The sequence below is a fragment of the Litorimonas taeanensis genome (assembly GCF_003634015.1).
GTDB lineage: Bacteria > Pseudomonadota > Alphaproteobacteria > Caulobacterales > Maricaulaceae > Litorimonas > Litorimonas taeanensis.
In genome coordinates this window covers 1,424,585-1,448,043 of the sequence record NZ_RBII01000001.1, presented here as the reverse complement: position 1 = coordinate 1,448,043, position 23,459 = coordinate 1,424,585, and the positions used below count along the sequence as shown (strand labels likewise).

Here is a 23,459-nt window from a genome sequence, read left to right as displayed (position 1 = left end):
TATGATGGCTGCAAAGAGCAGCACAGAGCATATGACAAATATTCGCAGCAGCCGAATAGATCTATTACGGGCGAGATTGGCCATTTACTGGTCACTCCATTGTGTTTGGTAGAGATCAAACCGTCTATCGCGCAGATTACGCACTGTGCCTTTGGCGCGGGCCCAAGATAGATCCGTTAAATCGAGATCAGCAATGGCGACTGTTTCAACATTCTCTGAACATTCAGCCGCTATCCCGTCGCGTGCAAAAGGAAAGTCACAAGGGGTAAGGATACAACTCTCTGCGTAATTTACATCCATGTTTTCAACCCCAGGAAGATTGCCCACATTGCCGGACATGACGACATAACATTGGTTTTCGATGGCCCTTGCTTGGCTACAATAACGCACGCGTAAGTAACCTTGACGATTATCCGTACAGAAAGGCACAAATAAAATCTTGGCCCCTTCATCGGCCATCCGCCGTGCTAGTTCTGGAAACTCGCTGTCATAACAAATCAAGATGCCAATCGGCCCACAATCAGTGTCAATTGTGCTGACCTCATCACCACCTTTAATGTTCCAATAATGACGTTCATTTGGCGTTGGGTGAATTTTTTCTTGTGCGTGTACAGAACCATCGCGCAGGAATACATAAGCAATGTTTTGTATGTCACCGTCATCGGCGCGGGTTGGATGAGAACCACCAATTATATTAATGTTATAGCTTACGGCGAGTTTGCGCATGGCCTCGATGAATACAGGGGTGTATTCGGTGAGCTTTTCAATCGCTTCAGAAGGGGCGAGGCGGCGATCAGCCAGGGCCAAAAGGGGCAAGGTAAATAATTCAGGAAAGACAGCGAAGTCTGACTTATAGGCCGAAACACTATCAATGAAATATTCGACGCTACTCATAAAGTCGTCAAAACTCGTCACTTTTCGCATTTGTAATTGTACCGTTGCTACACGGATGACATCTTTTTGGGCCGCTTCGGAATGAACGCTATTGCGGCTCTCAACAGCATAAGCATTGTGCCAAATCATATGCGCAGCGTGACCACCAGAGTCTTTGTCACTGGGAAGATATTTTTCCAAGACGCCAAGAACTTCGAACCCTTGGCGGAATTGAAAGTTTACGACGGGGTCTATAACTTTCTTTTCTTTCACGGCTTGTAAATATTTTAGGGGATCAGGATAGGCTTTCCGCCGTTTTTTCCACCCAGGCATACGTCCGCCAAAAACAATACCTTTTAGTTCTAGGTTTTCTGCCAATGCCTTTCGTGCATCATATAAGCGTTCACCAATGCGTAAACGCCGACGTTGAGGGTCTACACAGACCTCCATTCCATAAAGCCAATCGCCATTGGGGTTGTGTGAAGATCCATATCCTCCCCCGGTAATTCCAGCCCAATTATGAGGAGACAGCACGAGGGATTCATTTAAAATTATGCTGGCTGCATAACCCACTATTTCGCCTTCATACTCAACAATAAATTGCCCTTCGGGAAAGTTTGAAATCTGACCCTTTAAGGTACTCACCGCATAGGTAGACATGTTGGGATAGGCACGATCCACTAACGCTGCGATTCCCGCTACGTCTTGGATAAGGGCCGTGCGTATTGTGAGTTGCGCGCCCGCACGAGTTTTAGCCATATAATTTGTTTTTAGGGTGCAACCGTCCATAGGGCACGGTTAAGCGCAGAGCCTTTACTCTGACTTTGAAATTTTATTATCGATTTAATTGACAGCCTAAGCGCCAATTCAATTACGTTTTAGCGATAAGCCTAATCGTCATAATAAGCGCGTTTATGACTTTCGCGCTTTTGACGACCTTTAGGTTTTTTGCCCTTAGGCGCTTCGTAAAGCGAAAGATCATAATCTGGGTCAAACGGATTATAACCATCTGAATACCCATCAGATTGGAGCATTTGTTTTGCTTTTTGGTGACGTTTAGACATAGGAGCCTCCATACAACGTCGCGAGCCTTACGGCCCTATAAGGGTCAATAGTTACTCTCGACCCAAGGCGTAGTTTAGTATTTTATATGCTAGCTTGGAAGCCAAAAAATCGGGTCCATGAAAGTTCTCAATCGGTGCGAGTTCATTAATGTCTGCGCCGACAATTGTCCCAATCTCACTGGCCGCTTTGATAATTGACATTGCATCTTCCCAGAACAAACCGCCCGGCTCAGGTGTACCCGTTGACGGCATAAGTGAGCTATCAAACCCATCTAAATCAAAGGTCAAATATATCGGCCGTCCTTTAAATGGGGCCACGATGTCTCCCACATTCCATGTTGCGCGATCCTTACCCCAATAAATAGAAATGCGATGCTTGTTGGCTTCGTAAAAAGGAATTTCCTCTTTGGAGATATTGCGAATGCCGCAAGACACGATTGGAACCGTTGGATGATCAAGTACGCGGCGTATAGCGGCAGCATGCGAGTAATGCTCTCCCTCATAGCCATCGCGTAAATCTGCATGTGCATCAAAATGCAAAATAATGAGATCATCAAATTGTTTCAAGAATGGCCGAATAGCACCGGGTGTAATGGAGTGCTCTCCGCCAAAAACCATTGGGAATTTCCCGTCTTTTAAGACGGTAGTCGTCATGGCTTCGAGTGTTTTCAGCGCTGTTTCAATGTCGCTTGTGTCAATGACTGGTTCCTGCGCCGTAACGAGGCCATAACGTTCTATAGGTTCACACCAAAGATCCTCGTCAAACAACTCGACTTCATGACTGGCAGCAATCATGGCGCTCGGGCCATTTTCTGTTCCGCCGCCATATGACACCGAAGCTTCCAAACCAAACGGTATGATAACCGCGCCGGCTTCTTCATAAGTCACGACATGCTCCCCCTCAAGCGAGAGGAAGCCGTCTTTGGCTTTTAAAAGCGGGAAGGGGGCTTTCTTAGCCGGTGTGATATTTTGAAGTTTTGTCACGGTTTTCATCAGGTCATTCATTTTGCAAAGAGTTTAGCGAATTCACGGCGAGGGCGATTTTTCCAGTCACACGAATGATAAGCATCTGAGGCCAATAATGGGATAACAGATCCCGCCTCGGCAAAGACCATTTGCTCAAGAGTCGTTTGAACTTTACCCCAGCTTGCCGCCTCTTTCAAAGTAGAGCTTGAGCAAGCGCCATCACGCACGTCAGCTACAGTAATTTGTACCGCGTATTTATGCATTTCAGCTTCGACACCAAGTATCTCTGCGCAAACAACTGTGTCTTGAACAAAGTTCTTTGGGACGCCGCCACCAACCATCAAAAGGCCTGTAGAACCTGCCTTGATTTTAATGTCGGTGAGTTCACGGAAATCAGCCACGCTATCAATAGACAAATAATTGCCAGGGTTTTCGACTTGGTGTTTCACAAGGCCAAAACCGGCGGAACAATCAGAGAAAGCTGGCACAAAAATCGGCACGTTATAGTCATAGCAGGTCTCAATTAGACTCCCTTTTTTGACCGCGTTGGTCTTGAGCCATTTTCCCATTTCCCAGATGAATTCACGTGAAGAATAGGGGCGGCGCTCAAGGCTATCTGTGATGTCTTTGATGACATGATCACAGGCCTGTAGCTCTTCTTCGTCAATATAGGTGTCATAGATACGGTCGATATAAAGCTCGCGAAGCTCATTATCATCGACTTGGCTATCTGCTTGATAATGTTTGTAACCAAGGGCTTCAAAGAAATCCATATCGACAATAGACGCACCCGTTGAAACAATCGCGTCAACCATGCCGTATTTCACAAGGTCGCGGTAAACATGCATACAACCACCAGCCGATGTTGAACCTGCTAGTGTCAAGATAACTGAGCAATCAGGGTCGTTTACAGCTTGCTTAAAGATATCTGTAGCGCGGCCGAGGTCGCGAGCGGTAAACGACATTTTACCCATAGCTTCGATAATAGGGCGGGCGTCTATTTTAGTAATGTCAAAATGCTCAACAACATTTGAGAGCAATTCTGCTTTTGTATTTTTAGTCATGATAAATAATCCAAGGTTTTTTTGCGCAATCTATTGAGCGCGATTAATCTTCTAAAATGGCGACAGTGTGATGGCTGTAAAAACCATTAAATTGTGTCGCGAGGGTTTGGCCGTAAGCGCCTAAATTCTGTATCTCAATCCAGTCACCCTCGCAGGTATCAGCGGGCAAATGAAATGGGCCGTTCATAGTGTCTGCACTGTCGCAAGTTGGACCAAAGAAGCGAAAGCCTATTGTGTTGGCGCAGGGCGCCGGCGGCCGAGAGCGATGCAAACGTACCGGAAATTTCCAAGAAAATTGCCCAGCATCGAAAAGCGAGCCATATGTGCCGTCATTAAGGTAAAGGTCATTATCTTTCCGAAGTTCCACGCGCACGAGAGTGGCACCGCCTTCAGCGCATAGTGCGCGCCCAGGTTCGCCAAAAAGCTCAAGTTCTGCAAAACCATTGGCTGCCACACTTGCCGAAATCGCTCCAAAATATTCAGCCATTGGAGCAATTGGCATGTCAGGATAAGAGACAGGAAAGCCTCCGCCCACATCAATGGAATCAATTTTCACACCTGCTGCGTCAATGACTGTACGGGCATATGTTAATGCTGAATTGTAATTCTCGATGTTTAGGCATTGAGACCCGACATGAAAGCATAGTCCAAGTTTTTGGACATCAGGCCGCGCAGATTTTAAGAGGGCTACAGCCTCGTCAAAACCCGCTCCAAACTTACCGCCAAGTGGCATCACTGCGCCGAGTTGCTTGCTCACTTTTGGCAAAGCGAGCCGTAGATGAAGGTGCAAGTCTTGCGCTTGATTGGTGCAATCCAGAATCTTTTGTAATTCGTCTTCATGGTCAAAAGACATATTCCGCACACCATTGGTATAGGCATGAGCAATGGTGCGGCGTGATTTAACCGGATGCATTAGATAGAGTTCTGCGCGCGGCAAAAGGCCTCGGACCAAATCAATCTCACGCATAGAGGCGACATCATATCGCGAGACTCCTTCATTCCAGAGGATTTGAAGCAAAGACGGGTGTGGGTTTGACTTCACCGCATAGAGAACATGTCCAGGGAACTCGCTGACAAATAGCCGCGCTGCGGCCTCTATCTTGCGTGGGTAGAGTGCATAGATCTGATCATCACCATTATAAGCGGCAATGGCATCAGCTGAAGTTTTGTAGGTCGGTAGACCATAGGGTTGCAAGGCAATAGGTTGCTGTGTGTGTACAGCAGAAGTTGAAACAATCATGGAACGATTTCCGAAGAGGAGCGAATAAAACGCTTAAATTCGAGGAAATTAGGTCGCCATCAATAGTGAGCGGCCTAGCTGCAGTGTTTCAGGCGGGACTTATTTAAGCCCGCTTCGCACTACTAGGTTCCGCGATTGCGGCCTGATAATCTTGATGTTTAGACGATAGGAAAGTATCTCCCAGCTGCGCTTGCAGTGAGATGAGGGTACGCTTGCGGTTGTGATGTAAGGCGTGTGCCATACCACGAACTCTCAATTCCAAATCGTTAGAGTGAAACGCCACTCCAAAAGTTAAAACCAAGACGCTACCGGCGGCTATTAGATGGAGCATGAGGCCCATCACGGCTGACAGATTTCCCATTCAACGCCAGAAATGGCTGATTGTTAAGGGCTCGCTGTAGCTCGCTTTTTCGTCAAATCGCGATTTATTCTAAGATTTAAAATTTGGCAAGCGGTTTTTTACAATAGAATTTCTGGCGAGTAATTGTGTTGAACCGCTCCTAATTTGTCCCTGTTATTCCTGACATTAAAGTGTCCCGCGCACCGTAAACGCTTTGTGACGGTGTATAATATTTCGAGATCAACGGGGCGTATTGGAGTGGGAAGCCTTGATGCCTCTGACGCTGTGATTCCGTTGCTAAAATTACTAGGCAATTAAAATTTCTTAGTTTATGCCTTTCTTATGAAGGCGTCTCCTCACCCCCGACAAGCTGAGCGTTTAGCTGCTTTGCATAGCTATAATATCCTCGACACACCTCGTGAGGCTGATTTTGATGATATCGTGGCTTTGGCTGCAAAAATATGTGGGACCCCTATATCTGTTGTGAATCTTATCGATGCGGAACGGCAATGGTTTAAGGCCGAAGTTGGTTTGGGTACGCGCGAAACCCCGCTTGATACCTCTATTTGCTCGCACATCATATTAGAGCAAGATTTTACAATCATTGAAGATACACATAATGACCCGCGTACTTCGGATAATGAATTATGCACACCAGCAGATGGTTTGCGTTTTTACGCGGGCGCGCTCATAAAAGCAGAAAATGGACTGCCAATTGGTACGCTCTGTGTCCTCGACAATAAGCCTAACTCTTTGAACGATGATCAAAGGCAAGCTTTGAGAGTCCTGACGAGGCGTGTCACTCGTGAGCTTGACTTAAGACGCGCATTACAGGCGCAAACAATATTGCGCGACGAAATGGATCACCGCGTAAAGAATAGCCTAATGTCCATTGCGGGGGCTATTCGTCTTTACAAAACTGAGGCCCGTAAAACCGGAGATGCAGATGCGGCATTTGATGCGTTACAGCGTCATCTTGAAGCGGTTTCGGCCCTTCATCGTGCAATTTATATGTCCAAAGAGAATAACGGCAGTGTCGATTTGCAGGAATTTATGAAAAGTTTAGCCCTTCATTTGCAGGCTTCATTGCCGTCAAATGTGCGCGTAAAAGCAGAAACCCCTGAATCGACTGTACCTCATAAAATTGCGAGCACTTTGGGGCTTGTGGCAAATGAATTTGCGGCGAACACACTAAAGCACGGAGCAGCAGCGGAAACTCAAACTCTGATAAATTACGCGATTGAGATATCAGATAATAAGCTGATATTGACCTGTTCTAATAATGTACCTGAGTTTTCATCAAACAATGAAAACACTCAGTCAGGTATTGGTGCCAAATTGATGAAAGCATCAGTGGCTCAATTTGGTGGTGAAATCGTGCAGATGGGGCGCGGTGATGGATTTGAATTGAAGGCGACAGCTTATTTTTAGTTAGCTCTATAGCGCTCATAGATTTGGTTTCGGTAATTCTGATATGACATGTTTTAATAATGTGACATGGACTAATCTGGATGTGGTCCTCTCTGGGTTTTAGAGCTTCTTTTTGTAATTTAATTCAGAATGAAAAAACCCACCTCTGTAGAGGCGGGTTAAAGGTTGTTATTTAATTATGTTATTGTTCACGCTTTAATAGCGTGTTGGTTCGCTGTTATGCGGCGTTCTCGAACTGGTTCATTGTATTATGTTCGCCGCCAGCCTTTAGGGCGCGGTCTCCACCTGTCATCTCTTTGAAATCGTCACCAAGGTTGGACCCGACTTCGTGCTGATGCTTCACCGCAGAGACATTTTGGCGGATTTCTTCGCGTTGAATTTCTTTGACATAAGCGAGCATTTTTTGCTCTCCGAAGTAGCCTTCAGATAGGTCGTTCATGACCTTGGCCGTCCCATGGAAAGTCGGGAGCGTGATAAGGTTGTGGAAGACACCCGCTTCGCGAGCGATATCTGTCTGGAAGTTCTGTAGGCGGCGATCTGCTTCGAGGCCTAAAGCGTCCTCGTCAAATTTCGCTGACATCAGTTGGATGCCATCAGGATAGTCTGCGGCCTTAATTTTGCCAGAGGCAATCCAATCCTCACGCACCTGTTTGCGAAGGTTCAGTGTCCAGTTAAAACTTGGGCTGTTATTATAAGTTAGCTTCGCGTGTGGAGCCTTTTCGCGAATACGGTTCACCATACCTGCGATTTGTGCTACATTTGGTGTAGCCGTTTCAATCCAAAGAAGATCAGCGCCGCCTTCATTTAGGCTGGCAATACAATCTTCAATCACGCGCTCTTCACCCGTGTCGGCTTGGAACTTGTAAAGGCCATTTGGAAGACGAACTGGCTTACGCAATTCACCATTTAACTGAATAGCAATATCACCATCCGTTAAATCACCTGCACCAGAAACCGGAGATGTTTCTAGCCATTTTGTGTACTCAGCCGCATGATCTCCAGCCTCCCGAGAAACGGGGATTTTCTGTGTGAGGCCAGCACCAAGAGAATCTGTACGGGCCACAATGACGCCGTCTGTCACGCCGAGTTCTTCAAACGCCATACGTACGGCGCGAAGCTTTTCGATGAAGTCCTCGCGAGGCACTGTGACCTTGCCGTCTTGGTGACCACATTGTTTGGCATCTGAAACTTGGTTCTCAATTTGGATGCAGCAAGCGCCCGCTTTGATCATCTCTTTGGCCAATAAATACGTTGCGTGGACGTTACCAAACCCAGCATCAATATCAGCAATAATAGGCCGTACATAAGTTTCAAAATTATCGATCTTTTCGATAACTGCGTCTGGGTTATCTGACGTTTTTAGTTCGGCAAATAAGTCATTCAAATCGACTTCGTCGGCTTGTCGTAGGCTTGTGTAAATTTCTTGAATCAAATCAACGACAGATGTCTTTTCATGCATAGACTGATCAGGAAGGTGTCCAAAACGGTTGCGAAGGCCAGCCACCATCCAGCCGGATAGATAGACATAGGCTTTATCGAGAGAGCCTTTTTGACGTTTAATTGCGCGCATCATTTGTTGCGCATGGAAACCAGACCAACATCCTAGAGACTGTGTGAATGCGCTACTATCTTTATCATAGGCTGCCATGTCTTTACGCATGACAGTTGCCATAGCTTTGGCAATATCCAAGTGCGTCTCGAACGTGTTTTGCGTTTTTAATTGCGCTAAGTCCGCCAAGTTAATGCCTGCTGGCGCCCCATTGGGGTAGCGAGACTTCAGTTCATTGAGGGTTTCTGAGTAAGTCATTTTTTATCCTTTCAAAAGATCGTAAGCTGGGATGGTAAGAAATTCGGGAAGTATTTGTGCCGTCGCGGTTTCAGTGAAAATCTTGGCGGCATCGTCAAAACGGTTCTCGGTATAGGCATCGCCTAATTCGGATTTCAGCGCTTTGACTTCTTCGTCAAAGAGGCGGTCGTAAAGCCGTCTTGTAAGGGTCTCACGATAGCCACCTTCCATTTCAACGCTGGCGCCGTGTGCAAGCCACTGCCAGATTTGAGCGCGTGAAATTTCTGCCGTCGCAGCATCTTCCATCAAGTTGTGTATTGGCACGGCTCCGCGGCCCATAAGCCAGGCGGCAATATAGCGAATGCCAACTTCGATATTAGTGCGGACACCCGCCTCGGTAATCGTACCGCTATGGGGCGCAATCATTGCCTCATCACTTACGCGTGGTGTTTGGCGTTTTTTGTGAATTTGATGTTTGCTTGGCATGATGTCGTTAAACACATCCATCGCAACAGGTACGAGATCTGGATGGGCCACCCATGTTCCGTCATGGCCGATTGTGGCTTCACGAGACTTGTCTTTCCGGACTTTGTCAAAAGCGGCTTGATTGGCCTCTTCATCGTTTTTCACAGGAATTTGCGCAGCCATACCGCCCATCGCATGGGCGCGGCGTTTATGGCAAATTTCTACTAGGCGTGTCGCGTAAGCTGATAAGAAGGCCCGGTCCATACCTACCTGAGCGCGGTCAGGCAGAATAAACGCTTTATGATTACGTAATGTCTTAATGTAGCTAAAGATGTAATCCCAGCGGCCACAATTAAGCCCCGTGATGTGATTGCGCAGGACGTAAAGAATTTCTTCCATTTGGAATGCAGCAGGCAATGTCTCAATCAAAACAGTAGATTTGATTGTGCCGTTTGGAATGTCCAAAACAGCCTGAGCAAAGTTGAACACGTCATTCCAAAGGCGGGCCTCTTGGTAACTTTCAATTTTTGGTAAGTAGTAAAACGGCCCTTCTTCCTTGTCGGCCAGTATTTTACCATTGTGGAAGATATGGAGGCCAAAGTCGCACAAACTTGCGCTCATGGGTTTGCCGTCCACGGTAATGTGGCGTTCTTCTAGGTGCCATCCGCGCGGGCGCACGAGCATCGTCGCGATATTGTCATTTAAAGTATAAGACTTTTTCTCTGTCTCTAAAGCCAATGATCCGCGCGCATAGTCGCGCATGTTAACTTGGCCATCCATCATATTAGTGAATGTCGGAGAGCTTGCGTCTTCGAAATCTGCCATGAACATTTTGGCGCCTGAGTTCAAAGCGTTGATCATCATTTTACGGCTTACGGGGCCGGTGATTTCAACGCGCCGGTCTTGTAAGGCTGGCGGGCAGGGAGCAACTTCCCATACAGAATTGCGGATATGTAGCGTTTCAGCCGGTTGAGTTGGCATTTCGCCATCATCAAAGCGTTCTTGTTGCAATCGGCGGTTGTCTAAAAGGATACGCCGCTGGGGGCCAAACCGTCTTTCAAGGTCAGCAAGAAACAATAATGCATCAGGCGTCAGGACGTCACTATACTGTTCAGCATTCGCGGCTTCTACCTTGGCAAGTACGCGGTGGCGTGGGATTGGGCCGTTATTATTGACGGGAGCATTCATAGCTTGTCTCCATAAATCATTGAGTTCGTGCTCATACGATATTTACAAAACTATGTGTGCGTCTATAAGTAATTGTAATTCATGGGTATTTATGTAAATATAGTAAAAAAATATTTGTATAATTTGTAAATGTTGTAAAATATGGCGATTGATAATTCGAAATTAATGGTAGGGCCACGCCTAAGGCGCTTTCGGCAAACACTGGGGTTGACGCAGGCCCGAATGGCTGAAGACCTTGGTATTTCAACCTCTTACTTGAACCTGATGGAGCGTAATCAACGAGCGCTTTCAGCTAAAGTTCTGCTGCGCATGGCCGAAATTTATGATTTTGATATGGCCAGCTTCACAGGTGCCGGGGATGCGCACCTAATTGCTGAAGTTTACGAAGCCTTCCGCGATCCGCTTTTCAAGGACGAAAGCATTTCTAAAAATGAAGCCGAGGATATTGTAAACACCAGCCCTGCGGCTGCGCGTTCGTTTTTAAAACTCTATAGCAAGCATAGAGAGGCTAGTCGGCGTTCGGATGAGCCCTCGAAGAATTCAAACATGATAGAAAGCGGTGCTATGGAGGCTGTGGAGCTCGTCCGTAGGTTTATACATAAACAAAGAAATTATTTTGCAAGGTTGGATTCGGCGGCAGAGGCTTTGTCCGATCAATTAGGGTTGGCGAAGAGTGAACCAAACTCAGCGCTGACGGAACGGTTAAAGTCAAAACATGATTTAACCGTGAAGATAATGCCTGTGGATGTGATGCCGCAAATGCTTAGATATTTTGACCGGCACCAAAAACGTATCAATTTATCAGAACTTATGCGGCAGTCTGGACGGCGTTTTCAGTTGGCGTTTCAAATTGGAATGTTAGAGCAGCGCCCGCTTATAGATGACATAGTTAAGTCAGCGGGTTTTTCTGGCCCTGAGGCTGAACGGCTTTTGCGGACATCCCTTGCCAATTACTTTGCTGCCGCGACCCTAATGCCCTATCGGCGGTTTTTAAAGCAGGCTGAGAATACGAAATATGATGTCGATTTACTCTCGCATCGATTCGGGACGAGTTTTGAACAGACCGCCCATCGACTGACAACCTTACATAACCCTGATGCGCGTGGTATTCCGTTCTTTTTCGTTCGGATCGATGTGGCGGGCAATATCTCAAAGCGTTTTTCGTCAGGGCGCTTTCATATTAGCCAGTTTGGTGGGGCGTGTCCGCTATGGAATGTCCACGAATGTTTTCAAACGCCCGGCAAAACCATTACGCAAATGGTTCAAATGCCGGATGAATCGACTTATTTTTCAATTGCTCGCATGGTTAGCCGTAGTGACGGGACTTTTAATGCGCCAGAGCATAGGCTGGCCATTGGTCTGGGTTGTGATGTCGCTTATGCGCCGCGATTGGTTTATGCGCAGCGTTATAACCTGACAAATGCGCAGCCTACGCCTATCGGTGTGAATTGCTACCTTTGCGAGCGACAACATTGTCGTCAACGCGCTCATGCTCCCATGAATAAAACATTGAGTTTTGATGAAAGGGCGCGCGGTATGTCGCTCTATAGTTTCATAGACGAGTAACAGCTCTAAGGCGCTGAGGCGATTGTCGTCACTTTAGGGCGTTAGTTCAATAAATCCGTCTTATGTGACGTTTGACTATCCCCAATGTGACAGTTCGTAACTCTTACATGTGTAATGCTTTTTGAGTGAAATATCATTAATAACAGTTACTTATCTATATTCATGACGTTAATATGTGTTTTTTAAAACAGTTTCTTGACATATTTGTAACATTTAATGTAATAAAAGTGTCATAGAAGGTTAGGCGGCTTGTACGTATCCAACGGCGTTCAGTTGCAGAGAGTATGCGTTGGTGGTTTGATTAGGAGATCACCATGAAAAACATTTTAGTTTCAACATTTTTTGTCGCCGCATTAAGCGCGACCTCAGCATTCGCTAATGAAGATTACACGGGCGGAGTTGTCAGCCCTGAAGCCGCGCAAAATATTCAGCTTTGCCTAGAATCAAATGTGGATGTTGCATTAAATAAATCAATTCGCGCCTGTACTCAGGCGTATAAAGCCTCAGTGCCTAATTATAATGTGCGTTCAGATATATTGACTCGTCGTGGGTGGTTGCAACTCTCTGCTGGAAAGTATGAGCAAGCGGCTCGTGACTTTAAATGGGCTTCAAAGCTTAACGACGTAAATGAGTTTGCTTATTTGGGCGATGGATTCGCGGCATTGATGCAAAAAGACTATGATTCTGCGATTGCTTATTTCAATGATTGTAAGACTCATAATGATGCGGCCCCGCTTGCCTATTATGGTTTAGGTATGACCAAAGAGCTCGCTGGCGATTCATCTGGCGCATTAGAGGCTTATCAAAAGGCCGCAAATCTGCGTCCTGAATGGCAAGCGCCTCTTGAAGAGTTGTCACGGATTAAAGCATAATTTAAAACTCCCGCTAAGATTCAAATGCTTAAGCCAGCCGGTTCTTCGGCTGGTTTTTTTTGTTACAGTTTTGACAAATTTTCATCATGATTCAGTCATAAAAATTTTATCAAACTGGCACAATTACATTACTTCCTCGTCATATTAGCCTGCCAAATGCGCACCCAAACGCGGATGTTTATCTTTTATTTATAACTATCCGCGCCTTGAGAATTTTATGGTGAAGGATACCTTATGAAACTTTCTATGCGTAATCTGCTAATGGCCTCTGCGGCTTGTTTAGCGTTGGTTGGCTGCCAGCAAGGTAGTGAAATAATTTCTCCCGGCTTGACGGAAGTCGTTGTGTCTCCACCGCCTCCCCCCCCTCCGCCCCCACCGCCTTCAGAGGCTAGCACATGCCCAGACGGGACTGACGGAACGGCATTGGGTACTAAAACACTTTGTGATGCGCCTCTTGGAAATCTAACAACATTGTCTGGCGTGCTGACTGAAAGTGCGACGTTAGAATATATCGAAGACGTTGTTTATGAACTCAAAGGCCGTCTTGATGTTGGTACAGATGCTGGCGCAGCTGGTACGGGATCACCTGTCGTTCTTACAATCGAACCTGGAGTAGTGATTGTTGGTGATTCTGGTTCAGATCACATTGTAGTCAATCGCGGCCACCAAATCGAAGCTGCGGGTACAGCGGCGTTGCCAATTATTATGACAAGTGAGAATGATATCTCGCTCACATCTGAAGGTCGCGATGACGTAATCGGCGAATGGGGTGGTTTGGTTGTTCTAGGGAATGCTCCTATCAACCGCTGTAACGTCGCTGGCGTTAACCCAGGGACTGCAGATTGCCAAAACGCTGTTGAAGGTGTGACAGAACCTGATGCCTTATATGGTGGTGCTGACCCAGAAGCGAACAGCGGTACACTACAATATCTACAAGTGCGTTATGCTGGTTTTGAAGTTGCAACGGATGTTGAATTGAACGGTATTACGCTTGCGGGTGTAGGTTCAGGCACAACTGTTGATCATATTCAGGTGCATAATAACTCTGATGATGGTGTCGAATTCTTCGGCGGAACTGTGAATGCTAAATATATTGTTGTTACAGGCAATGATGACGAGCAACTCGATACAGATAATGGATATAACGGAAATATTCAGTTTGTTCTTGGTACACAGCGCGGCGGCGATTCTTCAGATAATGGTATCGAAGCGAGTTCTGTCGCGCCGGGTGTTACACCTTTATCAAATGCGACAATTTCTAACTTCACTTTAATCGGTAACGGAAATACGGATAGCCACGGTATTCGCTTGAACACAGGTACTGTTGGTCAGTATTTAAACGGCATTCTTATCGAAGCGAATAATTGTTTGGATTATGAAGATTCAGCAGGTGATGGCCTTCCGGGATATAATGCTGCAAATGACCCGACTTTTAAGTCAGTCTTATTTGATTGTGGTGCGGGTCTTTTGACAACAGGCGGCGACGCTGACACAGCTACTGGACAAGCTGCTGTCGACGCAGACGCCAATAATGTTGTGACAACAAACTCATTAGGTGGCTTCTTCCCAGGACCAAATGAATTGGCTGTCGAGACTGCGGATCTATCGGATGATTTCTTCACAGCTGTTGATTACATCGGCGCATTTGGCCCAGATGAATCAGAGACTGACAACTGGGCAACAGGATGGACACAGGACGTTTTCCCTGATCCAGAATGTCCAGAAGGTACAACGGCAGCGGGTCAATTAAACGGTCAAAACCTTTGTAACGTGACTGGTACAGTAACAGATACGCTCAGACTAACACGCGGCAATCTATATGCGCTTGTCGGTCGTGTGAATGTTGGTGTTGATGTGGGTTCAGATGGCACAGCACCAGATGGTGATGATGGTACATTGATTGTCGAATCAGGTGTCACAATCTTTGGCCGCAGCGGTGCAGACTATCTTGTCGTAAACCGCGGTTCGCAAATTTTTGCTAACGGTACGGCAACTAACCCTGTTATCTTTACTTCTGAAAATGATGTTATTGACGCTGACGGTGATCGCGAAAACGCTATCGGTGAATGGGGTGGACTTGTTATCCTTGGTGACGGTCAAATCAATCGCTGTAATGTCGTCGGTGCGACAAGCGGTACGAATGATTGTGAAAACGCTGTTGAAGGTGTGACTGAGCCTGATGCTCTATATGGCGGTTCAGACCTAAGCGATAACTCTGGTTCATTGACTTATGTTCAAGTTAAATATGCTGGTTTCGAAGTCGCAACAGATGTTGAACTGAACGGTATTACATTGGCGGGTGTTGGTAACGGCACGACAATCAATCACGTTCAAGTCTACAACAACTCTGATGACGGTATCGAGTTCTTTGGCGGCAATGTGAACGTCAAGCATGTTGTTGTTAACGGAAATGATGACGAGCAACTTGATACGGATAATGGCTATAATGGTTCAGTTCAGTATGTCATCGCTGTACAACGTGGCGGCGATTCATCTGATAATGGTATCGAAGCGAGTTCTGTAGCAGCTGGCGCAAACAATCCGGCATCAAATGCGACAATCGCTAACTTTACATTGGTGAATAACTCAACAATCAACAACACAGATAGCCACGGTATCCGTATGAATACAGGTACAATCGGAACATATATCAATGGTGTGATTGTTGAGCAAAACTCATGTCTTGATTATGAAGACAGTGCAGGGGATGGCGTGGCAGGCTTCACAGCTGGTGCTGACCCTGCGTTCCAATCTGTACTCTTTGATTGCGGTGCGGGCCTCTTAACAACAGGCGGTGATGCTGACCCTGTTACGGGTCAGGCTGCGGTTGATGCCGATACTAACAATGTTGTTGGTGGAAACAGCCTTGTGGACACATTTGTCAATGGTGCCAATGAGAACGCAGTCACTGCGGCGACAATTGCGCCGGGTGGTTTCCTTGATGTTGTCGACTATATCGGTGCGGTAAAAGACGCTGATGATACATGGTGGCAAGGTTGGACATGTGGCCTAGAGGCTTCAACTCCCTGCTAATCAAACGGACGAATACAGAGGCCGCGAAAATCGCGGCCTCTGAACTTTTACTTTTTCAAAATTAATTACTCAGGGGTTGGTCTAAATATCCATATTCAGACTCCCCTTTTATTGGTTGTAATCAAAGGTTCCCCATGAACTATAAATTCTCATTCAAGGCGGTTCTTGCTCTATCAGCCGCCGCTCTTAGCTTTCAAGCCCACGCACAAGATGCAGATGCGCCAAGTGATAGCGCAGTCGCTGTGGATGAAGTCGTTGTAACAGGCAGCTTTATCCCTGATCCGCAACGCGGAACATCCCAAGTGGCGTCGTTTCTTCAGGCCGAAGACCTCTTGCGTCAGGGTGATTCCGATGCGGCTATTGCTCTTACACGTGTCAGTGGCCTGAGCATTGTTGGCGGACGGTTTGCCTATGTTCGTGGCCTAGGAGACCGATATTCATCAGCTCTCTTAAATGGCTCACCGCTTCCATCGCCTCAACCTTTACGTCGGACAGTGCCGCTCGATCTTTTTCCATCAAGCGTTTTGAATGGTATCACGGTCCAAAAAACATTTTCACCTAATCTACCGGGTGAATTTGGCGGTGGTGTTATTGATTTACGTACGCTTAAAACACCCGCTGATGATTTTCTAAAAGTCAAAGTGGGCGTAGGGGCAAACACCGCCACGACGGGTAAGCAAAGCCTTTTTGTGCACGGTGGAGATCGTGATGGTCTTGGCTTTGATGATGGTACGCGCGATATTCCAACACCATTACTCGGTGTTCTACAGCGCGGTGAGCAATTATCTGACCAACCAGACGAAGACTTGGAATTGATCGGTCAGCTTTTGGTTGATCCCAATTTGACGGTTATTCAGGGGTATGATGAAACCTTCCCTGATTTGAATTTTTCTGTTGATGGCGCAAAAACTATTGGCTTAGATTTTGGCGAGCTTAGCTTCGTTGGAACGGCTGGCTTTGATAATGGCTGGTCAACTGAACGGTCGACACGTCAGGTTCAGGCTAATGGCCGACTTGTCGACGATTTAGAATCCACTGAATCAACATATCAAGTCACTTGGAATGGCCTTGCTTCATCAACGTTAAACTTTGACTCTGGTGATTCTGTACAGGGAACCTTGTTCTACGTTCATGATACCTCAAAAGAAGCTCAGATTGATACAGGTGAAACCTTTAGTGAACCAGACGGAATTTCACTAGAAAAGAGCGGCTATTATAAGCGTGAACTCATGTTTACACAGCTTAATGGAGAGCATTTTTTAGGAGATTTTACCGCGAACTGGCGTGGGTCATATTCAATGGCAACTCGCGATGCTCCATATGAGCGTGAGCTTGAGCGTCAAAACCGGGATGCAGGATTGCTCTTCCCAGGAAACAACGCGCATCGTATTGGCTTCTCAGAAGTGAATGATGAGATTGTGAGCGGCGGCTTTGATCTTAGCTATGACGTGCCTAACAGTGTTGATTGGCAAATTGAATTTGCGGCGGGTGTTGATTATGCCCAAACAGACCGTGAGTTCTCGGATTTAAATCTTCAATTTGCGACTTCAACACAGCTTATTCCTGAACTTGCTGCGGCCCGAGTGGATCTGCTTTTCTCTGCAGATACGATTGGCCCTATATTTACAATTCAGGAAACTCCACCTCGTACGAGTGATAATTATCTCGGCGATTTGGATGTCTTTGGGGCTTACTTCAAAACAGATATTGAATTCTCTGAAACTATTCGCGCCGATTATGGGGTTCGATATGAAGATGCAGAATTGTCTGTTCAAACTTTAAACCGCTTCAGCGATTTGGGCGTATCATCAAACTTGGACAATGATTATTTTCTACCTTCAGCGTCTTTGACTTGGAATTTCATGGACGACACGCAATTGCGTCTTGGGTATTCCAGTACAATCGCACGACCGCAATTTCGCGAACTCGCTTCGTCTCGTTTCTTAGATCCTGAATCTGACCGCACTTTCGTGGGTAACCCGAACTTGGTTGATTCTGAATTCCAGAACTTCGATGTTCGTTTGGAACGCTATTTCGGCCGTAATCAATTCATTACGGTTTCTGGTTTCTACAAAGATATCACAAACCCGATTGAAGAATCGACTTTTGAAACATCAGCGAATGTCTTTGAAACATCCTTTATCAATGCGCCTGCGGCGGAATTATTAGGTATGGAAGCCGAGTTGCGCACCAATTTCGATATGCCATTCGACGTAGAGTTTCTAAAGTCCCGTGATTGGTTCTTTACTGTCAACTATACTTACACAGATGCGACAGTGAAGGCGACGGCGGATGATGTAATTCTCCAAGCCGATGGTTCACCTATTCCTGCTGATTTGTTCGGAATTGACGGACAACCCCTTCAAGGGACGCCGGAAAACATCGTCAACACACAGTTTGGTTGGGAATCTGACAATGACCAATTCACCATTTTATTTGGTTGGGTTGACGAGCGAATTTCACGTCGTGGACTTCGTGGATTGAGCGTTGTGCCAGATGTTGTTGAGCGTCCAGGGCCGCAGCTGGATCTTGTATATCGTCGGAAAATTGACGTGTCAGGCCGCGAATTTAACTTGGGGCTAAGTGCACGGAATTTGTTGAACACAGATCACGAAGAATATCAGTTTAGTGATGAGGCTGGTCGTACGGAGTTTAATAGCTACGAACGTGGCCGAAATTTCTCTGCCTCTCTATCGACAAGTTTCTAAAGTTTTAGATACGAGCGGGGATGTGTTCTCGCTCATTTAGGACCACTTTAGGCTTTGGTCTAATGTGTAGGATCGGTGATTACTAACCTTGTCATCGATCCGCTTTATATACCGTTTCATTATCGATGAAATGGGGACAATAGATTTCAGAATATCTAAAAAACCGAGCCTTTGGCTCGGTTTTTTAGATAAATATAGCAAAACTCTTATGCAAGTCATAGGGATTGCGGATATTTGCCCTAAAAATTGGAAAACCTCGTATTTCAATAAATATTTATTGAAAAACAATAATTATGATGCTAGTTGATTCTTATAACCGGTGTGCCAACCGGACGAGGAGGCGAGTATGCAGGAGTCTGAAAAGGCCCAAATTCCGTTTGAGAAAATCGGAATGTCAAATTTCACTAATCAAAACGCTCAAGAAGGGCGACGAAAACTACTGATATGGAGAATATTAGGTTTCTTCCTACCCGTATTCGTCATCATAGTGGCGATTGTTGGAACTATAGGTATGGGAGCTTTAAAGCCCAAACCAGAAGAAAAGAAAGAAGAGGCCAAAGCTGTACCAGTCTTGACCTCTCTGGCGCAAACGGGCGATGTCACTTTGACTGTCAGCGCGCAAGGGGAGGTACAACCTCGCACCCAAATTAATATTGTGCCTCAGGTCAGTGGCCAAATCACTTACATGTCGCCTAAATTCATTGAAGGGGGCGCGTTCAAGGCTGGAGAGTTGTTAGTCCGTATTGACCCTGCCGAATACAAGTTAAGGGTTATTCAAGCGCGGGCAGGGGTTACTCAAGCGTCCACTGTTGTCACACGAGAAGAATCAGAAGCCGAAATTGCAAAGCGAGACTGGCAAGAGTTAGGCAGAGGCGGAAAGCCTTCTGCGTTAAGTCTAAGAGAGCCGCAGCTGGCTGAAGCTAAGGCCAATCTCGAATCAGCAAAAGCGCAATTGGGCGAAGCTGAATTACTGTTGGCAAGGACGTCGATATACGCTCCATTTACAGGGCGAGTGACTATGCGTCATATTGATCAAGGTGAATATGTAACAAGCGGTACAAAGCTTGGCGAAGTCTATGCCACAGATGTCATGGATGTCCGTTTGCCAATGAGCCAAAATGATCTGGCAGAAATTGGATTAACGCTTGGCTATCATAATGCGTCAGGAGACGGTATTCCCGTTAAACTATCTTCTAATATTGCGGGGCAATATAGCGAATGGACAGGTCATATCGTTCGGACGGATAGTCGTTTTGATAATCAATCACGCGTTCTTTTTGCTTATGTAGAGGTGAAGGATCCTTTTGGGAAAGGGATCGTTGAGGGCGCCCCTATGGCGCCTGGATTATTCGTCAACGCCGAAGTCGAAGGAAAAGGTCTCACAGATGTAACCTTTATTCCGCGTGCGGCCTTACGCGGAGATAACCAAGTCTATGTGGCAAATGATGATGGTACGCTTTCAGTTAAGACAGTCACCGTTGTGTCGTCTAATCGTGATCGCGCTGTGCTGTCGAACGGTCTCACGCGTGGTGAAGCCGTCATTACCTCTCCTATCCGCGGCGTTGCAGATGGAATGAAAATTGAGTTGGTGAAAACAGGAGGCGCTGCCGAAACGCGCATAGCTTCGGGAGCTAGACCATGAATAGAATAGTTAAATGGTGGGCAAGTAATCCCGTCGCCGCAAACTTATTGATGATTATATGTCTCTTGGGCGGCCTTGTCAGCTATATCCAAATTGAAAGAGAACTCGATCCTTATGTAGAGTTTCCAGGGGCTAACACTTATGTTGCATGGCCGGGTGCATCGCCTCAAGATGTAGAAGAGCAAATCATTGTTCGAATGGAAGAAGCTCTTTCAGAAGTTGACGATATAAATCGTATGTGGGCTTTTGCGGGTGAAGGTGGGGGCTCTGTCACTGTTGTAGGAAAGAACGGTGTCGATGAAGCTAAACTGCTGGCGGATGTGAAGCGGAAGATTGATTCAATTAATGCGTTTCCACCAGCGGCTGAAGAACCACAAATAAATATCTTCAGAAACCGAGACGAAGTTATTCGTTTGGCTGTTTCTGGAGATGAAACTGTTAGCGAAAGAGAGTTAAAGCGTTTTGCTGAAAAGACGCGCCGAGAGATTGCATTGCTGGGATATGTGCCTGCCGTGGAGTTATTTGGCGTTCGCGGCGAAGAAGTCTCAATCGAAGTATCAGAGGCGACATTACGGCAATACGGCCTAACATTGGCCGAGGTTGCGACAGCTATTCGCGGGACATCCGTGAATGCCTCTTCAGGTAATGTGCGGACAGATGTAGGCAATATGCAGCTACGCACGCGTCGACAGGCTGATACGCAATCGGATTTTGAAAATATTATCGTGCGCCAAGATGCAAGCGGCGCTGTCATTCGTGTCAAGGATATTGCTGAGGTAATTGATGGCTTTGAACAAGTCGATTTGATGGCGACTGTGAATGGGAAGCGCACCATTTTGGTTCAAATAATGAGTGGCCCGAATATGGACATTTTGAAGATGTCTGAAAATGTTCGTGGTTATGTGGAAGGGCTAAATCAAAATATTCCAGAAGGTATTACAATTACGGAATGGGATAATGCAGAAGACGATTATTCAGGGCGAATTTCAACAATTGCCAAGAATTTCTTCATGGGACTACTCTTAGTTTGTCTAACATTAATGTTGTTTTTGCGTCCGAAAATTGCCCTCTGGGTTTCGGTTGGGATTGCAACGGCCTTTGCAGGTGGACTCGCTCTGCTGCCTCTCTTTGATGTCTCATTTAATATGATTTCGACCTTTGCCTTTCTGTTAGTGATTGGGGTTATCGTCGATGACGCTATCATTGTTGGCGAAGCCATCCACTATAAAACAGAAGAAGGCGAAGTTGAGCTTGACGCAGCCGTGGGCGGAACGAGTATGGTGGTTAAACCTGTGATATTTGCTGTTTTGACAACGATGATTTTCTTTGCCCCTTGGATGTATTTATCTGGCGGCACTAGCGAATTTACTCGGGCAATTTCACTGGTTGTGATTTTAGCACTCGCCTTCTCATTGCTTGAGTCTTTACTGATTTTGCCGGCACATTTGGCGCACTTAAAACCTGTAAATCCAAAAAGCCGTATAATGAGATTTCAGAATAAAATATCGGAAAGCCTCATGTGGTTCGCCCGATCTGTTTATCGTCCGCTTATTATTAAGGCTCTATACTACCGTTATGTCACGGCCTCTATATTTATCGGTTTTATGATATTGACTGTGGGCCTTGTGACCAATGGATTGGTGACATCTACCTTTTTCCCTGAAGGGGAGTCGGACCAAATTGAGATTGATGTGACGCTACCTGAAGGTACGCCCTATGCGCGCACGCTTGAAGTCTTGGCTCAGATTCAAAAGGCTGAACATGAGCTCCAGCAAGAGATTAAAGCCAAAGATGGAGATTTAATTGAAAATTGGTACACGCGGTCCCGCGATAATAATGTCCTTGCCCTCGTAAAGCTCGTGCCGCCGGAAACACGTGCCATGAAGGTCAAAGACGCGACAGAACGTCTACGCGAACTTATTGGCGATGTACCAGACGCAGAAAACATCAATATTAATTACCAAGGTGGTAATAATGGGCCTGCTATACAATATGTTTTGAACGCGAAAGAGTTTGAAGATCTTAAACCCGCCGCAGAAGATTTAATGAATCACCTGCGGAGCTATGAGGGCGTGTTTAATGTCGTGAATGATATGGATAGCGCTTCTGATGAGATACAGTTTGATCTTAAGCCCGGTGCAGAGAGCCTTGGTATAACATCTGCTGATGTTGCAAGGCAGGTTCGTCAGGGGTTCTTTGGCGAAGAAGTACAGCGCTTACCTCGTGATGGAGAAGATGTGCGTGTATATGTTCGTTATCCCCGCATAGATCGTGAGTCTCTTGATTTTCTTAAGTCTATTCGAATCCGTACGAGCGACGGAAGGGAGTTGCCTTTAGAAGCCGTTGCTGAGTTACGTTATGAGAAAGGTACAAATCGAATTCTGCGCCGTGAACGACAACGCGCTATTATTGTTAGCGCTGAAGTGGCGTCGGAAAGAGCAGAAGAAATTCGTAAAACCTTGGACGAAGAATTCTTCAATGACTTTAACACGGTTCACCCTAACGTAACGCCGGGTAATATTGGACGGTCACAAGATGAAGCTGAGTTCCAAGCCGAACTCATGACGCTTATGATTATTGCAATCTTGGCGGCCTATGTCTTAGTGGCGATATCGTTCAAATCTTATGCTGAACCCATTTTGATTTTATTTGCGGCGATTCCCTTTTGTTATTGCGGCATGATAATTGGCCATTTGTTATTCGGAACGCCTATGTCTGTCTTGTCCATATTGGGGATGTTTGCAGCGGCAGGTGTTGCCGTGAATGATAATCTTGTCTTGCTCGATTATGTTCATCGTCTGCGCGATAAGGGTATGGCCGGTGCTGATGCCCTTATCGAAGCAGGCACAAGACGATTCCGCCCAATTTTGCTCACTTCGTTGACAACATTTGTCGGGTTGTTCCCCTTGCTTATGGAGCGCTCGCTTCAAGCGCAGTGGTTGATACCAATTGCCATTAGCTTAGCTTTTGGAGTTCTATTTGCCTTATTCGTGACGTTGTTTTTCGTGCCCGCCCTATACGGAATAGGCGCTGATATTCGCCGGTTCTTTGTTTATCTGATTAACGGTAAGCCAAGAGAGAAATTCACAGCCTAGGAAAAATATTAACCATTCGTTTTTTCTTTGCCTCACTGTGCTTGAATATTGCATGGTGGGGCATCATCTCTTGATTCATGAATTTGATGATACCTTAAAAGTTCTTGCTGTTGCGCGAACACCATA

Annotated in this window: 14 protein-coding genes; 7 read left to right on the top strand and 7 right to left on the bottom strand. The window is 46.1% G+C overall.

The window, feature by feature from the left end; all coding sequences use genetic code 11:
• Positions 1–84 precede the first annotated feature (84 nt).
• The 5 genes from DES40_RS06635 to DES40_RS06615 all read right to left on the bottom strand — a co-directional run bounded on the left by DES40_RS06635 (position 85) and on the right by DES40_RS06615 (position 5,207).
• Positions 85–1,632: a bifunctional GNAT family N-acetyltransferase/carbon-nitrogen hydrolase family protein gene (locus DES40_RS06635; RefSeq protein ID WP_121100497.1), complete on the bottom strand. Its 1,548-nt coding sequence runs from the start codon at positions 1,630–1,632 to the stop codon at positions 85–87.
• 131 nt (positions 1,633–1,763) lie between these two features.
• A complete protein-coding gene (locus tag DES40_RS13185; protein WP_170144909.1) occupies positions 1,764–1,937 on the bottom strand; it encodes a hypothetical protein in 174 nt (57 codons plus the stop codon).
• Between the two features lie 51 nt (positions 1,938–1,988).
• Positions 1,989–2,930 (bottom strand): agmatinase, encoded by a 942-nt coding sequence (gene speB, locus DES40_RS06625; RefSeq protein ID WP_121099829.1) that lies wholly within the window; start codon positions 2,928–2,930, stop codon positions 1,989–1,991.
• Positions 2,931–2,938: 8 nt separating this feature from the next.
• Positions 2,939–3,967 carry a 1,9-bis(guanidino)-5-aza-nonane synthase gene (locus DES40_RS06620; protein ID WP_121099827.1) on the bottom strand — a complete coding sequence of 343 codons (1,029 nt, stop codon included), beginning with the start codon at positions 3,965–3,967 and terminating at the stop codon, positions 2,939–2,941.
• A gap of 43 nt (positions 3,968–4,010) precedes the next feature.
• Positions 4,011–5,207 carry a type III PLP-dependent enzyme gene (locus DES40_RS06615; protein ID WP_121099825.1) on the bottom strand — a complete coding sequence of 399 codons (1,197 nt, stop codon included), beginning with the start codon at positions 5,205–5,207 and terminating at the stop codon, positions 4,011–4,013.
• 682 nt (positions 5,208–5,889) lie between these two features.
• Here DES40_RS06615 and DES40_RS06605 point away from each other — a divergent pair.
• Positions 5,890–6,978 carry a histidine kinase dimerization/phosphoacceptor domain -containing protein gene (locus tag DES40_RS06605; RefSeq protein WP_121099821.1) on the top strand — a complete coding sequence of 363 codons (1,089 nt, stop codon included), beginning with the start codon at positions 5,890–5,892 and terminating at the stop codon, positions 6,976–6,978.
• 217 nt (positions 6,979–7,195) lie between these two features.
• Here the strand turns inward: DES40_RS06605 and DES40_RS06600 are convergent, their stop codons facing one another.
• Entirely contained in the window at positions 7,196–8,785 is a 1,590-nt protein-coding gene (locus DES40_RS06600; RefSeq protein WP_121099819.1) for an isocitrate lyase, read from the bottom strand.
• A gap of 3 nt (positions 8,786–8,788) precedes the next feature.
• Entirely contained in the window at positions 8,789–10,417 is a 1,629-nt protein-coding gene (aceB, locus tag DES40_RS06595; protein WP_121099817.1) for a malate synthase A, read from the bottom strand.
• Between the two features lie 141 nt (positions 10,418–10,558).
• Between aceB and DES40_RS06590 the strand changes: the two genes are divergently transcribed.
• The 6 genes from DES40_RS06590 (at position 10,559) to DES40_RS06565 (ending at position 23,333) form a co-directional block, all read left to right on the top strand.
• Complete coding sequence (locus DES40_RS06590) at positions 10,559–11,983, top strand: helix-turn-helix domain-containing protein (protein WP_121099815.1); 1,425 nt, start codon at positions 10,559–10,561, stop codon at positions 11,981–11,983.
• A gap of 314 nt (positions 11,984–12,297) precedes the next feature.
• The gene (locus DES40_RS06585; RefSeq protein WP_121099813.1) at positions 12,298–12,855 is read left to right on the top strand and encodes a tetratricopeptide repeat protein; all 558 of its coding nucleotides are present in this window, start codon (positions 12,298–12,300) and stop codon (positions 12,853–12,855) included.
• Positions 12,856–13,101: 246 nt separating this feature from the next.
• Positions 13,102–15,888, top strand: coding sequence for a hypothetical protein (locus DES40_RS06580; protein WP_233345471.1), 2,787 nt, complete (start codon positions 13,102–13,104; stop codon positions 15,886–15,888).
• Between the two features lie 134 nt (positions 15,889–16,022).
• Positions 16,023–18,596 carry a TonB-dependent receptor domain-containing protein gene (locus DES40_RS06575; protein ID WP_121099809.1) on the top strand — a complete coding sequence of 858 codons (2,574 nt, stop codon included), beginning with the start codon at positions 16,023–16,025 and terminating at the stop codon, positions 18,594–18,596.
• A 346-nt stretch (positions 18,597–18,942) separates the two neighbouring features.
• Positions 18,943–20,238, top strand: coding sequence for an efflux RND transporter periplasmic adaptor subunit (locus tag DES40_RS06570; RefSeq protein ID WP_121099807.1), 1,296 nt, complete (start codon positions 18,943–18,945; stop codon positions 20,236–20,238).
• Positions 20,235–23,333, top strand: coding sequence for an efflux RND transporter permease subunit (locus DES40_RS06565; RefSeq protein ID WP_121099805.1), 3,099 nt, complete (start codon positions 20,235–20,237; stop codon positions 23,331–23,333). Before DES40_RS06570 ends, DES40_RS06565 begins: the two co-directional genes overlap by 4 nt.
• Positions 23,334–23,459: the final 126 nt, after the last annotated feature.